The following is a 13,053-nucleotide window of genomic DNA, read 5'->3' on the forward strand; positions in this document are numbered from 1 at the left end:
AGCATGGCCGAGGAGCCGGTGAAAAAGGCCGCCACGAATTTGGAAAGGGCAATGGCTACATTGGCCCCAATGGCCCCGTACACGACCAGCTTAGAAGAACTTCCCGCCATACATTCAAGTGTTTGAGTAGCCCCACGTACGCGCCCGGCCGGGGCGGGGTTGGTGGCGCCGGCTGAACAATCCGCTTTTATCCGACTTTTACGGCCCTATGACCGACACTTCTACCGAGACGACCGACGCTACTGTCACCGCCGCGCCCCTGCGCCGCAACCTGGGCCTGGTGCAGGCCACGGCCCTGAACATGATTGACATGGTCGGCATCGGCCCGTTCGTGACCCTGCCGCTGGTGATGGGCATGATGGGGCCGTACTTTTTGCTGGCCTGGCTGGTAGGCGCGGGCCTGGCCGTCGTCGACGGGCTGATCTGGAGCGAGCTGGGCGCGGCCCACCCCGAGGCCGGGGGCTCCTACCGGTTTCTGAAGCTGGCCTACGGGGAGCAGAAGTGGGGCCGGCTGATGTCGTTTCTCTACGTGTGGCAAACCCTGGTGCAGGCCCCGCTGGTGGTGGCCTCGGGCGCCATCGGCTTCGCCCAGTACTTCGGCTACTTGGTGCCCCTGACGGCCTGGTGGCAGCCCAAGCTGGTGTCGGGCGTGGTGGTGCTGGCCTTGATCGGGCTACTTTACCGCCGCATCGAGGACATCGGCAAGCTCGGCGTGCTGCTCTGGGTGGGCGTGCTGGGGCTGATGGGCTGGCTGATTTTCGGGGGGCTCACCCACGCCGAGCATCCGGTGGCCTGGCTGCCCGCGGGCGGCTTCTCGGCCTTGCCGGGGCTGCTGCTGTCGGCGGCCATGGGGCAGGCGGCGGTCAAGACCATTTATTCCTACCTGGGCTACTACAACGTGTGCCACCTGGGCGGCGAAATTCAGAATCCCCAGAAAGTTATTCCGCGCAGCATTTTCCTGAGCATTCTGGGTATTGCGGCCCTGTACCTGCTGCTCAACTGGAGCGTGGGCACGGTTATTCCCTGGGAGCAGGCCCAGCATTCGGAGTTCATTGTCAGCACCTTCGTCGAGAAGCTCTACGGGCCCCTGGCGGCGCAATGGGCCACGGCGCTGGTGCTGTGGGTGGCGTTTGCTTCCCTGTTTGCCGTGCTGCTCGGCTACTCCCGCATCCCCTACGCGGCGGCCGCCGACGGCGAGTTTCTGCCGGTGTTTGCCAAAACCCACCCCACCAAGCACTTTCCCCACGTTTCGCTGCTGATTCTGGGCGGACTGGGCTTCGTGTTCAGTCTGCTGTTTCGGCTCGGCGAGGTTATTACGGCCATCCTGGCCATGCGCATTCTGGTGCAGTTCGTAGGCCAGGCCATTGGGCTGGTGCTGCTGCGCCGCCGCCGCGGCACGGCCCACTTGCCCTTCCGCATGCCGCTCTACCCGCTGCCGGTTATCGTGGCCGTAGTGGTCTGGCTGCTGATTTTCTGGAGCACGGGCCCCACGTTTATGCTCTCGGGCCTCACCGTTATCAGCACCGGCGTCATCGTGTTTCTGCTCTGGAGCCGGCGGCGGGGGCAGTGGCCGTTTGAAGCCCAGCGCTAGTCGAGCTTTTTCTCGTAGCACAAAAACCGCAGTCCGGGCCGGAAGGCCAGGGTGATTTCGCCCGCAAACCGGTAGCCCAGCTTGGGAAACAGCCGCTGGGTGGCCGCGTTTTCCGAGTTGGTATCCACCCGCAGCACCCGCAGGCCCTGCTGCCGGGCCAAAATTTCGGCCTGCTTCAGCAGCGCGGCGGCCAGCCCGTGGCCCTGCTGGGCCGGGTCCACGGCGAGGCGGTGCGTGACTAGCGCGGGCTCGGCGTAGTCCCAGTCGGCCTGGGCGTACTCGGGGTCCTGGTCGTTGTGGGTGAGGGCCGCCACGGCCGCCACGCGGCCTTCCCGCTCCGCCACCCAGAGGTGACCGTGGTGAATGTCCTGGGCAAAGACCTCCTCGTTGGGGTAGTCATGCGTCCACTGCATGTTGCCGCTGGCCTGCATCAGCGGCACCACCCGGCGCACCAGGTCCAGAATGGCGGGTAAGTCGGCGGCGGCGGCGGGGCGGATATGCATGGGCACTCAAGCAAGAAAAGGAGAGACGCCGGGCGGCTGTTACAGCCTCGCCACCTGAAGCAGCCCCGGCAAAAAGAATATATACTCAGTTTGAAAGCCTCGAAAAGTAGCTTCAAGCTACTAAAAGGTGCTTCCCACCGAGCAATTACTACTTCGCCAGGATTTTTTTGGTGGTGTCGACCTAGTAAAAGGTCCTGGCGAAGTAGAAAAAAGTAGGTCTGACCGAGAAAAAAGACCTTCGGAAGTAGAAAAAAGTAAGTCCGACCCACTTTTTAGTACTGCGCAGGTACTAAAAGGTAGGTCGGACCTGCTTTCTGACGGCTGCCCGGAGCCTCTTAGCCGCGGCGCAGCACTTCGGCGGCTTCCTTGGCGAAGTAGGTCAGGATGGCGTCGGCACCGGCGCGCTTGATGCTGGTGAGCACCTCCATCATGGTTTTCTCCCCGTCGACCCAGCCGTTCTGGGCGGCGGCCTTCACCATGGCGTACTCCCCGCTCACGTTGTAGGCCGTCACGGGCAGGTTGGTGTGGTTTTTCACGTCCAGAATCACGTCGAGGTAGCTCAGGGCCGGCTTGATCATGACCATGTCGGCACCTTCCTGCTCGTCGAGGGCCAGCTCGCGCAGGGCCTCGCGGCGGTTGGCTGGGTTCATCTGGTAGCTTTTCTTGTCGCCTTTTTTCGGGGCCGAGTCCAGCGCGTCGCGGAAGGGGCCGTAGAAAGCCGAGGCGTACTTGGCCGTGTAGCTCATGATGCTCACGTGGGAAAAGGCGTTGCTGTCGAGCACTTCCCGGATCCAGGCCACGCGGCCGTCCATCATGTCGGAGGGGCCAATGATGTCGGCGCCGGCGCGGGCCTGGGCCAGGGCCATCTGCCCGAGCACTTCCAGGGAGGCATCGTTCAGGATTTCGCCCGACTCCGCGTCCACCACGCCGTCGTGCCCGTCGGAGGAGTAGGGGTCCATGGCCACGTCGGTCATCAGCACCGCATCGGGAAACTGCCGCTTGATGTCGGCTACGGTTTTCAGGTAGAGCCCCTCGGGGTTAGCCGATTCGCGGGCCAGCCGGTCCTTCAAGGCGTCGTTGATGGCCGGAAACGGGGCGAAGGTATTGATGCCCAGCTCCAGGCAGCGCCCGATTTCGTCGATGAGGCGGTCGGCGGTAAAGCGGTGAATGCCGGGCATGGACGTTACTTCCAGCTGCTGGTTCTGGCCCTCAATCAGAAAGACGGGATAAATAAAGTCGTGGGTCGTGAGGCGAGTTTCCTGCACCATGTCGCGGATAACCTGGGACTTGCGGTTGCGGCGCGGGCGGTGCGTGGGGAGGTTAGGCATAAGCTGCTTTCAAGTGGTAAGACGAGGTAGAACAAGCGGGGCAAAGGTAAGGTTACCGATCATTTGCCCGAAGGCCCACGGCGGGCCCACCGACAGCAAGCTACATATTGAAGAACTCCTGAAACACTTCCCGCCAGCCGTGCTTGCCGCCGAAGGCCAGCCCCAGGAAGTAGTAGCCGCCCAGTACCACCACGGCGCCCACTCCCACGCCCAGCCAGCCGCCGAGCAAAATGCCCGTCACGACTCCGCCGACCACCAGCAGGGCACCCAGAATCAGGTGCAACGTGCGGTGCTCGGTGCCGTCGTCCACGGGCCGGCGCCGAACTACGGCGTGGGCCGCCGTTTCGGGGTGGGAGCGTAAGGGGGCTAGATGGGGACGGGAAACCGGGCGCGGCGCCTTCATAGCGCGCTGAACCCGCGCCGGTCGGGATGCCGCCGGGGCCTGACGTGGGGCAACGACAACAGACCCGACAACCGCGGCAGCGGGGCGGTCAGGAAGCTCGGCCGGGAGGGCAGGAGCCGGGGTTAGGGAAGACGGAGTGGGGCGCGAAAAGTCAAACGCTACTTTTTCACTGCGGCAGCCGGTGGTCAGAACCACGGCGGCCACCAGCAGGCGACGCAGAAGTGTATGCATGCCCAAAAGTAAGCCGACTTTCCCCAGTGCGGAAAGCGCCCGGACTGCCGGCCAAGAAATACCGGTTCGGGCGGAGTCAGGCGGTTATTCCTGGTGGAAAGCGGCGGCTTCGGCGGCCGTCATCGTCACGCGGGTGGCCTGCGGCCCCTGGGAGTCGTGCAGGTAAAGCTCCTTGGTCACTGCGGCGCCATTCCTCGAGTGCTGCCCACCGTCCAACAGAACCCGATTGGTTTGACAACCGGTAGTTATGGAAATAATACCAAAAACAAAGAGGAGTCGGGCCCGCATGGAGTTATTAGCTAGTAGGTTAAGTTACAAACTTACCACTTGGAGCTTACTTAAGCGCAATTATTTCGACTAAGTTTGCTCCGGCTGCCGCCAACCCCGCTATTTACCGGTTTAGTCCGCCCCGTTACCTGTTAAGCCCCGCGTTGCCAATGAAAGAAAACGGCCCCGGCCACCAGCAGCACCAGCACGCCGACCACCGGAATGTAGGAACCCGTCAGACCTACGGCGCTGGCTGAGAGCAGCAACACGGCCAGCACGGCCAGCAGCACGGATAAAACCAACGGCGAATAATCCCGGCTGGGCCGCCGAACTTTTTGCGGCGCTTGCCCCGGCCGCACAGCGAAGTGACGGCTAACCTCCGGCGCTGCCCAAGCTTGCCGCGGTTTGGCCAGGGGCAGCCGGCGCACCGGGGCGGCCAGCCGCCTCACCAGCGGGTGAAACGGCGGCACCTTCCGGGCTACCAGGCGCGGAGCTGAAATGGGCTTCGAGGCCGGAACCGGCGCCACCGGCGCGGGCTGAAACGTGTAGGCGCGCTGGCTCGTGCGGCAGCCGGCCAACGTCGTCAGCAGCAGTAAGACCTGAACGAAGCGGCGGCTACTCATGCGGCAGAACGTAAAATGGGCAGGTCCTCCAAGGTAGAAAGACCTGCCCACTTGCCGGTTAAGCGAAGGATAAACTCCGGGTTAAAACTCCAGAATTACCTTTTCGATGATGTCGCAGGCCTCGTGCATCTGCTCCTCGGTGATGACCAGGGGCGGGGCGAAGCGGATGATGTCGCCGTGGGTGGGCTTAGCCAGCAGGCCGCGCTCCATCAGCGTCACGCACACGTCCCAGGCCGTGCGGCCGTCGGCGGCGGGCTTGATGACCACGGCGTTGAGCAGACCCTTGCCCCGCACCAGTTCCACCACCTCGGGGCGCTTAGCCATCACGCGGCGCATCCGCTCCCGGAACACTTCACCCAGAATGCGGGCATTGCTGATCAGGTGCTCGTCGTGGAGCACGTCGAGGGCGGCGCGCAGCACGGCGCAAGCCAGCGGGTTGCCGCCGAAGGTGGAGCCGTGCTGCCCGGGCTGAATGGTGAGCATAATTTCATCCCGCGCCAGCACCGCCGACACCGGCAGCACGCCCCCGCTCAGGGCTTTGCCCAGCACCAGAATGTCGGCGTGCACGGCCTCGTAGCAGGTGGCCAACAGCTCGCCGGTGCGGCCCAAACCAGTTTGAATCTCGTCGGCAATGAAGAGCACCTTGTGGTCTTTGCACAGGGCAAAAGCCTTGGCCAAGTAGCCTTCCGAGGGCACCATCACGCCGGCTTCCCCCTGGATGGGCTCCACCAGAAAAGCGCACACGTGCGGGTCCTGCAGGGCTTCAGCCAAGGCGTCGAGGTCGTCGTAGGGCACCACCTGGTAGCCGGGCATGTAGGGGCCGAAGCCGCCGGTGCTGTCGCCGTCGGTGCTGAAGGAGATGATGCCCGTGGTGCGGCCGTGGAAGTTGTGCTCGGCCACCAGAATGCGGGCCTGGTTGGGGGCAATGCCTTTTCCTGGTAGCCCCACTTGCGGGCCAGCTTGAGGGCGGTTTCCACCGCCTCGGCGCCCGAATTCATCAGCAGAGCCTTGTCGTAGCCAAACAGCTCGCAGAGCTGTTTTTCGGCCGCCCCGAGCTGGTCGTTGAAAAAGGCCCGGGAGGTGAGGGTCAGCTTCTGGGCCTGCTCCACCATGGCCCCGATAATGCGCGGGTGGCAGTGGCCCTGGTTCACAGCCGAGTAGGCCGACAGAAAATCGTAGTACTGCTTGCCTTCCACGTCCCAGAGGTGCACGCCTTCGCCCCGGCTGAGCACCACGGGCAGGGGGTGGTAGTTGTGGGCGCCGTAGCGGTCTTCGAGGGCCATCAGCTCCTGGCTGCGGCTGGCGGTAGTGGTAAGCGGGGTGGGAGTAGCGGACATGGGGAAGGAGCGGGGGTTAAGCCGATAGATAGGGTCAACTCCTTCAAAAATACGCAAAAACGCCGGACGCGGCGGTGCGGGCTCAGCGGTCCAGCGCGTCGAGGTGGTGCTGGATGTCGAGAAACTTACCCACGTAGTTGCCTTCTTCCACCCCGTTGGCCCGCACCAGCGCCCAGTCGAGCACGGCGCTGGTCGGAAATTCGAGCGGCTGGCCCTGGGTAAATGACTGGACGGTTTCGAGGGGGCGGGCAATGGTGCCCTGCACGTAGGAGCCCTCCCACTGGCTGACCTGCACCCAGACCTGCTCAAACTTGCCGTCGGGGTCGACCAGTCGGGTGATGAGGTAAAACGTTTCGCCCGGCTGCAGCCCGGCCTGGTAGCGCTGCCGGGCCTGGGGCAGGGTCCGGCGGGCCTCCCGGACCGGCGCGGCCGTCAGCTGGTCGAAGAGCTGCATGGAGCGGGCCGGGTCGACGGACGCCTGAGGCTGCTGGGCGCGCACTGCGCCGGCCGGGCTCACGAGCAGCACAAGCAAAGCGCACAAAAGAGGACGAAAGGGCATGGCGGCGGCCATCGGCGGAAGGCGCCGCGGGCGTGCTAGTGATACCGCCAAGGACCGCGTTGTGTTTTGCTGGTAGGGCGGTAGCGACCGGGAAACGGCCGCCGCTGCGTACCTTGCGGCCGTATGGCTGCCAAACCGCAACCCCTTCAGCCCGGCGACTTTTACCTGACGCCCGAAGGCTATATGGTCTTCACCGAACAGTACCACCTGCGGCGGGGCTCCTGCTGCAAAAGTGGCTGCCGGCACTGCCCGTGGGGTTTCGACCCGGTCACGCAGAAGGCCACCCGGCGGCCGGCTGGGGGCTAACCGCTTATTTTTCAGCCTCCCGGTTTGGTTTTATCGGAGTTATGCCGATATTTGCGTCCCTTTTTGCATTGAAACCTCTAAGTCCCCCGATATCATGGCCCGAGTTTGTGATCTGACCGGCAAGCGTACCCGCGTAGGCAACAACGTTTCGCACGCCAACAACAAGACGAAGCGTAAGTTCTACCCCAACCTGCAGAAGAAGCGCTTCTACATCCCCGAGGAAGATGCTTGGGTTACGCTGAAAGTAGCTACCAGCACCATCCGCACCATCAACAAGAACGGCATCATGTCGGTCCTGAAGAAGGCCAAAGAGCAGGGCTTCATCGTTTACTAGCTTTTTCGACGGGTGCGCTAGCGCATTCGTTCGGAATCCGGCGCCGCCTTCGGGCCGCTGATTCCTGGAATTTTCCGGCAACGGAGTGAGCTGCGCCCGAAAGCTGCTGCTTGCTCCGTTGTTATTTTGTCCCTTGACAGCCGTGCAACGGCTGCAGGGACGCGTTTGCAGGTGCTTTCAGAACGGGCTCAGCTTCTTGAGCCTGTCTGCCCCACCGGACTGCGACAAAGCGGGTGAAGTCATAAAACTTCGCGCTTCATTGTCCTGACCGTTTGGCGATTCCGAAAACACTTGTACCTTTGCAGTCCTTAATCCAAAAACCCCCAAGTCGAGATGGCTAAGAAAGGAAACCGGGTGCAGGTAATCCTCGAGTGCACCGAGCACAAGAACTCGGGTCAGCCGGGCACCTCGCGCTACATCACCACCAAGAACCGCAAGAACACGCCCGAGCGTATCGAGCTGAAAAAGTTCAACGCCGTTCTGCGCAAAATGACCGTTCACAAAGAAATTAAGTAACTGAACGATGGCTAAGAAAGTAGTAGCAACCCTGAAAGTAGCAGGCGGCAAAGACTGGGCAAAGGTCATCCGCGCTGTCAAGTCGCCGAAGACGGGCGCCTACACCTTCCGTGAGGAAATGGTGCTGGTCGACAAAGTGCAGGAATATATTGCCTCCGGCACGAAATAGTTCGCGGCCCTTTCGGGGGCGTACCGACCGCAGTGAAGAAGTCCCGCCAGCGTGGGACTTTTTTGCGTGTTAGGGTTTGGTAAACCGGTCGTTGGCCCCCGGGCCCCGACCTGATAAAAGCAGCTAGCTTTGTCGCCAAGGCCTACCGCCTAAGACCTAAGACCGCAACATGGGACTTTTCGATTTTTTCAAGAAGGACAAGGAAAGTAAGGAACAGCAGGAGTCGCTGGACAAGGGGCTGGAAAAAACCAAAACCAGCTTTTTTGACCAGCTCAGCAAGGCCGTGGTGGGTAAAGCTACCGTGGACGAAGCCGTGCTCGACGACCTGGAAAGCCTGCTGGTACACGCCGACGTGGGCATCGATACCACCGTCAAGGTCATTGACCGCATCGAGAAGCGCGTGGCCCGCGACAAATACGTGAGCACCTCGGAGCTGGACCGCATCCTGCGCGAGGAAATCGTGGAGCTGCTCGACGCCAACAGCGGCGCTACCGGCTCCCGCGCCATCCTCGACCGTGCCGATAACACCGGGCAGCCCTTCGTGATTATGGTGGTGGGCGTCAACGGGGTAGGCAAGACCACCACCATCGGCAAACTGGCCCACCGCTTCCACTCGGCCGGCAAGAAAGTGGTGCTTGGCGCCGCCGATACCTTCCGGGCCGCCGCCGTGGATCAGCTCATCATCTGGGGACAGCGCGTGGGCGTGCCGGTCATTTCGCACGGCATGAACACTGATCCGGCCTCCGTGGCCTACGACGCGGTGCAGAAAGGCGTGGAAATGGGCGCCGACGTGGTGATTATCGACACGGCGGGCCGCCTGCACAACAAGGTGAACCTGATGAACGAGCTCAGCAAGATCAAGCGGGTGATGCAGAAGGTGATTCCCGATGCGCCCCACGAAGTCCTGCTCGTGCTCGACGGCAGCACCGGGCAGAACGCCTTTTTGCAGGCCAAGGAGTTTACCCGCGCCACCGAAGTCACGGCCCTGGCCGTCACCAAGCTCGACGGCACGGCCAAGGGCGGCGTGGTCATCGGTATCTCCGAGCAGTTCAGCATTCCGGTGCGCTACATTGGCGTGGGCGAGAAAATGACCGATTTGCAGCTTTTCGACCGACATACGTTCGTCAACTCGCTGTTTAAGAAATAGTCCTTGTATCCGCCTCGGGCCCGGCCCGCTGAACCTGCTGGGGTTTGGCGGGCCGGGCTTTTTTCTGATACACGGGGCGGGGCCGCCGTTCGGCTGGGGCTTGTTCGGGGCAAAGGAACATTCGCAGTAGGAAAAGGCGTTGGCTCCTGCGTACCTTTGCGGTCCGAAATTCGTCGAGGGTAAAAAGTGGGCAAACTTCTCACTGCTAAGAAATTGCCCGCCTACCCGCTTATCCCATTCGCATGAAAGTAAGAAGCCAGCTGGCCAATAAAGTAAACGTCATTACCCTGGGCTGCTCCAAAAACCTGGTGGATTCGGAAGTGCTGATGGGCCAGCTCAAGGCCAACAGCTTCGACGTGACCCACGAAGCCGAGAAGTCGGACGCCAACATCGTCATTATCAATACCTGCGGCTTTATCGACAACGCCAAGCAGGAAAGCATCGACACGATTCTGCGCTACGCCGAGGAGAAAGAAGCCGGCCGCCTGGAGAAGCTCTACGTGACGGGCTGCCTGTCGCAGCGCTACAAGGACGACCTGGAAACCGAGATTCCGCAGGTCGACGCCTTTTTCGGCACTCTGGAAATGCCCCAGCTGCTCAAAACCCTCGAGGCCAACTACCAGCACGAGCTGGTGGGGGAGCGGCTGCTGACCACGCCCAAGCACTTCGCCTACTTCAAGATTGCCGAGGGCTGCAACCGGCCCTGTTCGTTCTGCGCCATTCCGCTCATGCGCGGCAAGCACGTCGACCGGCCCATTGAGGAGCTGGTGAAGGAAGCCAAGCGCCTGGCCGCCATGGGCACCAAGGAACTGATCCTGATTGCCCAGGACCTGACCTACTACGGTCTGCAGCACTACGGGGAGCGGAAGCTGGCCGATTTGCTGCGCAACCTCTCCGACGTGAACGGCATCGACTGGATCCGGATGCAGTACGCCTACCCCTCGCAGTTTCCGATGGATGCCCTGGACGTGATGGTGGAGCGGAGCAACATCTGCCACTACCTCGACATGCCGCTCCAGCACATTTCGGACAACATGCTCAAAACTATGCGCCGCGGCATCTCGAAGCGCCGCACCATTGAGCTAGTGGATACCATCCGCCAGCGCGTGCCCGACATTGCCCTGCGCACCACCCTTATTGCCGGCCACCCCGGCGAAACTGAGCAGGACTTCGACGAGCTCTACGACTTCGTGGAGAAAACCCGCTTCGAGCGCCTGGGCATCTTCACCTACTCCCACGAGGAAAGCACCCATTCGTACTCGCTCGAAGACAACGTGCCCGCCGAACTGAAGCAGGAGCGCGCCGACCGGATCATGGAACTCCAGCAGGGTATTTCAATGGAGCTGAACGAGGAGAAAGTAGGCCAGACCTACAAAGTGCTCTTCGACCGCAAGGAAAGCGGCTACTTCGTGGGCCGCACTGAGTACGACTCCCCGGAGGTCGACAACGAAGTGCTGGTGCCCGCCACGCCCGACACCCACGTCCGCCTCGGTGACTTCGCCACGGTCCAGATTACTGACGCCTCCGACTTCGATCTGTACGGCAAGCTCGTCTAGCCCGCGGATTTTTTCGGTCTTCACCAACGGCGCGGCCCGCTCTCTTCATACGTGGAGAGCGGGCCGCTTTCGTTTTTTCCGGGCGCTTGTGCGTACTGCTCGAAGTGGCGTAAATCCAGCGGGGGCCTAACATTCCCCGCGGTGGCCTGTTGAGCCTGTCATTCGGGACCTATGCCGTTATTTGCACCCACTCCCGCCCGTTTTCCCCTCCGTATGCCCCTGCACCACCTGAGCTACGCCGCTACCGGCGCCTTTTCGCCCTTTCTGGCTGACTACGTAGCCCGGCGCCCCGAACTTGCGCCATTTTACCACCGCTTTCCAGCTTTGGAAGAGTTTGCGGGGCAGATTGAGGAGAAAAAAGACGCGTACTCGCCCGCAGCCCGGCAGCGGCTGGTAACCGCCCTGCGCGCCCAGTACGCCCGCCTCGATGCGGTGAACCCGGTCGTGGCGGCCAACCTTGACCTGCTCGAAAAAGACACCACCTTTACCGTCGTCACTGGGCACCAGCTTAACCTGTTTACCGGCCCGCTGTACTTCATTTATAAGATAGCCTCGGCGGTCAAGCTGTGTCGGCAGCTCAAGGAGAAATACCCGCACTACGACTTCGTGCCCGTGTACTGGATGGCCAGTGAAGACCACGATTTTGCCGAAATCAACCATTTTCAGCTCTTCGGCAAACGCTACGCCTGGGACGCCGCCGATACCGGCGGACCCGTGGGACGGCTCCGGCTCGACGGCCTGGCCGAGCAGCTGCTCGACCAGCTCCCGGCCGATATTCCTGCCGCTTTCCAGGACGCCTACCGGCAGTCGGCTACCCTGGCTGAGGCCACTCAGCGCCTCACCCATGCGCTGTTCGGCGAGTTTGGCCTCGTTAGCCTCGACGCTGACTCGCCCGAGCTCAAGCAGGCCCTGGTGCCGGTGTTGGAGCGCGAAATAGCGGAGCAGGCTTCCAACCAGGCCGTGCAGGCCACCAAGGCCCGCCTCGAAGCCCTGGGCTACAAGCCCCAGGTGTACTCGCGCCCCTTGAACCTGTTTTTCCTCACCGATGCCGGCAAGCGGGAGCGGCTCGAGCCCGATGCCGAGGCCGACTGCGTGCAGGTTACCGTCCGCAACACCAACCGCTGCCACACTAAGGCCGAGCTGCTGGAGTTGGCCCGCCAGCACCCCGAGCAGTTCAGCCCCAACGTGGTGCTGCGCCCGCTTTATCAGGAGCTGCTGCTGCCCAACCTGTGCTATATCGGCGGCGGGGCGGAAGTGGCCTACTGGTTTCAGCTCAAAGCCGTGTTTGACACCTACGGGGTGCCGTTTCCGATTGTGCTGCTCCGCAACTCGGCCCTCTACCTGGGCAAGGCGGGCGCCGGCAAGCTGCGCAAGCTCGGCCTGGCGCCCACTGACGTCTTCAAGCCGCTGGCCGAGCTTAAGAAACAAGTCGGGGCCACGCTGGGGCAGGAAGAAGTCAGCTTGGCCGCTCAGCAGCAGGCCCTGGCCGCCGTATTCAAGGAAATTGCGGACCTGGCCCAGCGCCTCGACCCCACACTGGTGAAGACCGTGGCCGCCGAGCAGCAGAAAGTGGCCGGCGGGGTGGCCGGACTGGAAAAGCGCCTCAGTAAAGCCGCCGAGGCCAAGCACGAAACGGCCTATTCCCAGCTTGCGGCCCTCAAGGACAAGCTCTTTCCCGGCGGCGAGCTGCAGGAGCGCTCCGACAACGTGCTCAGCATCCTGATCAACAACCCGGAGTTCCTGCGCCAGCTCGTAGAGGCCTTCGAGCCGCTGGCGCTGGATTTCACGGTGCTGGAAGAGGAGTAAACGGGTTTGTGGCTTTTGGTTTTTGGTCCGAAATGCCACAAACCAAAAGCCACCCACCACAAACCAAATCCCACTCACCAATGCTGAAAGCAGAGCTGCGCCGTCAGATGCTGGCCCGCCGCCGGGCTCTGCCGGCTGCCGAGGTGGCTGCGCGCAGCCAGGGGCTCCGGGAGCAGCTGTTTGCGCATTTTCCCGTGGCCGACTGGCGCTGGCTGAGCGTGTTTTTGCCCATTCCGCACCAGCACGAACCCGACACTTGGCTGCTGGTCCGCGAAATATGGGCGCGGCAGCTGCCCACCCGGCTGGCCGTGCCCGTGGTGCAGCCCGATGGCCAAACCCTGCGCCACTTCCAGCTCACGCCCGAAACGGCACTGGTC

General features: G+C 62.4%; 14 protein-coding genes and 1 pseudogene. 9 read left to right on the plus strand and 6 right to left on the minus strand.

All coding sequences use genetic code 11. The annotated features are described in order from the left end of the window. Positions 1-208 precede the first annotated feature (208 nt). The gene (locus EWM57_RS19815; RefSeq protein WP_129923045.1) at positions 209-1,591 is read left to right on the plus strand and encodes an APC family permease; all 1,383 of its coding nucleotides are present in this window, start codon (positions 209-211) and stop codon (positions 1,589-1,591) included. Here EWM57_RS19815 and EWM57_RS19820 read toward each other — a convergent pair. The 6 genes and pseudogenes from EWM57_RS19820 to EWM57_RS19845 form a co-directional block, all read right to left on the minus strand. Then, on the minus strand, positions 1,588-2,094 hold the full coding sequence (locus EWM57_RS19820; protein ID WP_129923046.1) for a GNAT family N-acetyltransferase: 507 nt from the start codon (positions 2,092-2,094) through the stop codon (positions 1,588-1,590). The genes EWM57_RS19815 and EWM57_RS19820 overlap by 4 nt on opposite strands. 335 nt (positions 2,095-2,429) lie before the next feature. Then, the gene (gene hemB / locus EWM57_RS19825) at positions 2,430-3,422 is read right to left on the minus strand and encodes a porphobilinogen synthase (protein ID WP_129923047.1); all 993 of its coding nucleotides are present in this window, start codon (positions 3,420-3,422) and stop codon (positions 2,430-2,432) included. A gap of 100 nt (positions 3,423-3,522) precedes the next feature. After that, positions 3,523-4,056, minus strand: a complete 534-nt coding sequence (locus EWM57_RS19830; protein WP_129923048.1) for a hypothetical protein — start codon at positions 4,054-4,056, stop codon at positions 3,523-3,525. Positions 4,057-4,475: 419 nt separating this feature from the next. Next, on the minus strand, positions 4,476-4,946 hold the full coding sequence (locus EWM57_RS19835; RefSeq protein WP_129923049.1) for a hypothetical protein: 471 nt from the start codon (positions 4,944-4,946) through the stop codon (positions 4,476-4,478). An 81-nt stretch (positions 4,947-5,027) separates the two neighbouring features. Next, a pseudogene (gene rocD / locus EWM57_RS19840) lies at positions 5,028-6,229 on the minus strand (ornithine--oxo-acid transaminase). 136 nt (positions 6,230-6,365) lie between these two features. Next, positions 6,366-6,824: a DUF2314 domain-containing protein gene (locus EWM57_RS19845; protein ID WP_129923050.1), complete on the minus strand. Its 459-nt coding sequence runs from the start codon at positions 6,822-6,824 to the stop codon at positions 6,366-6,368. Between the two features lie 141 nt (positions 6,825-6,965). Between EWM57_RS19845 and EWM57_RS19850 the strand changes: the two genes are divergently transcribed. The 8 genes from EWM57_RS19850 to EWM57_RS19885 form a co-directional block, all read left to right on the plus strand. Continuing rightward, complete coding sequence (locus EWM57_RS19850; RefSeq protein WP_129923051.1) at positions 6,966-7,148, plus strand: DUF5522 domain-containing protein; 183 nt, start codon at positions 6,966-6,968, stop codon at positions 7,146-7,148. 94 nt (positions 7,149-7,242) lie between these two features. Continuing rightward, positions 7,243-7,482 carry a 50S ribosomal protein L28 gene (gene rpmB / locus EWM57_RS19855; RefSeq protein ID WP_044015540.1) on the plus strand — a complete coding sequence of 80 codons (240 nt, stop codon included), beginning with the start codon at positions 7,243-7,245 and terminating at the stop codon, positions 7,480-7,482. A 333-nt stretch (positions 7,483-7,815) separates the two neighbouring features. Beyond that, the gene (gene rpmG / locus EWM57_RS19860) at positions 7,816-7,998 is read left to right on the plus strand and encodes a 50S ribosomal protein L33 (RefSeq protein WP_073105198.1); all 183 of its coding nucleotides are present in this window, start codon (positions 7,816-7,818) and stop codon (positions 7,996-7,998) included. A 7-nt stretch (positions 7,999-8,005) separates the two neighbouring features. After that, entirely contained in the window at positions 8,006-8,167 is a 162-nt protein-coding gene (locus tag EWM57_RS19865; RefSeq protein ID WP_129923052.1) for a DUF4295 domain-containing protein, read from the plus strand. A gap of 169 nt (positions 8,168-8,336) precedes the next feature. Then, entirely contained in the window at positions 8,337-9,314 is a 978-nt protein-coding gene (gene ftsY / locus EWM57_RS19870) for a signal recognition particle-docking protein FtsY (RefSeq protein WP_129923053.1), read from the plus strand. Between the two features lie 242 nt (positions 9,315-9,556). Next, positions 9,557-10,870, plus strand: a complete 1,314-nt coding sequence (gene rimO, locus EWM57_RS19875) for a 30S ribosomal protein S12 methylthiotransferase RimO (RefSeq protein ID WP_129923054.1) — start codon at positions 9,557-9,559, stop codon at positions 10,868-10,870. A gap of 213 nt (positions 10,871-11,083) precedes the next feature. Further along, on the plus strand, positions 11,084-12,676 hold the full coding sequence (gene bshC, locus EWM57_RS19880) for a bacillithiol biosynthesis cysteine-adding enzyme BshC (RefSeq protein ID WP_129923055.1): 1,593 nt from the start codon (positions 11,084-11,086) through the stop codon (positions 12,674-12,676). 80 nt (positions 12,677-12,756) lie between these two features. After that, on the plus strand, positions 12,757-13,053 hold a 297-nt coding region (locus tag EWM57_RS19885), incomplete at its 3' end, for a 5-formyltetrahydrofolate cyclo-ligase (protein ID WP_394345436.1).

Origin of the sequence: Hymenobacter persicinus (genome assembly GCF_004167665.1) — a bacterium.
Taxonomy (GTDB): Bacteria; Bacteroidota; Bacteroidia; order Cytophagales; family Hymenobacteraceae; genus Hymenobacter; species Hymenobacter persicinus.

What these genes read in the sequence shown, in the direction of transcription:
- EWM57_RS19850 (WP_129923051.1), top strand. Translation starts at nt 6,966, where the DNA reads ATGGCTGCCAAACCGCAACCCCTTCAGCCCGGCGACTTTTACCTGACG.
- rpmB (WP_044015540.1), top strand. Translation starts at nt 7,243, where the DNA reads ATGGCCCGAGTTTGTGATCTGACCGGCAAGCGTACCCGCGTAGGCAAC.
- EWM57_RS19815 (WP_129923045.1), top strand. Translation starts at nt 209, where the DNA reads ATGACCGACACTTCTACCGAGACGACCGACGCTACTGTCACCGCCGCG.
- EWM57_RS19830 (WP_129923048.1), bottom strand. Translation starts at nt 4,056, where the DNA reads ATGCATACACTTCTGCGTCGCCTGCTGGTGGCCGCCGTGGTTCTGACC.
- rimO (WP_129923054.1), top strand. Translation starts at nt 9,557, where the DNA reads ATGAAAGTAAGAAGCCAGCTGGCCAATAAAGTAAACGTCATTACCCTG.
- bshC (WP_129923055.1), top strand. Translation starts at nt 11,084, where the DNA reads ATGCCCCTGCACCACCTGAGCTACGCCGCTACCGGCGCCTTTTCGCCC.
- EWM57_RS19865 (WP_129923052.1), top strand. Translation starts at nt 8,006, where the DNA reads ATGGCTAAGAAAGTAGTAGCAACCCTGAAAGTAGCAGGCGGCAAAGAC.
- hemB (WP_129923047.1), bottom strand. Translation starts at nt 3,422, where the DNA reads ATGCCTAACCTCCCCACGCACCGCCCGCGCCGCAACCGCAAGTCCCAG.
- ftsY (WP_129923053.1), top strand. Translation starts at nt 8,337, where the DNA reads ATGGGACTTTTCGATTTTTTCAAGAAGGACAAGGAAAGTAAGGAACAG.
- EWM57_RS19835 (WP_129923049.1), bottom strand. Translation starts at nt 4,946, where the DNA reads ATGAGTAGCCGCCGCTTCGTTCAGGTCTTACTGCTGCTGACGACGTTG.
- rpmG (WP_073105198.1), top strand. Translation starts at nt 7,816, where the DNA reads ATGGCTAAGAAAGGAAACCGGGTGCAGGTAATCCTCGAGTGCACCGAG.
- EWM57_RS19820 (WP_129923046.1), bottom strand. Translation starts at nt 2,094, where the DNA reads ATGCATATCCGCCCCGCCGCCGCCGCCGACTTACCCGCCATTCTGGAC.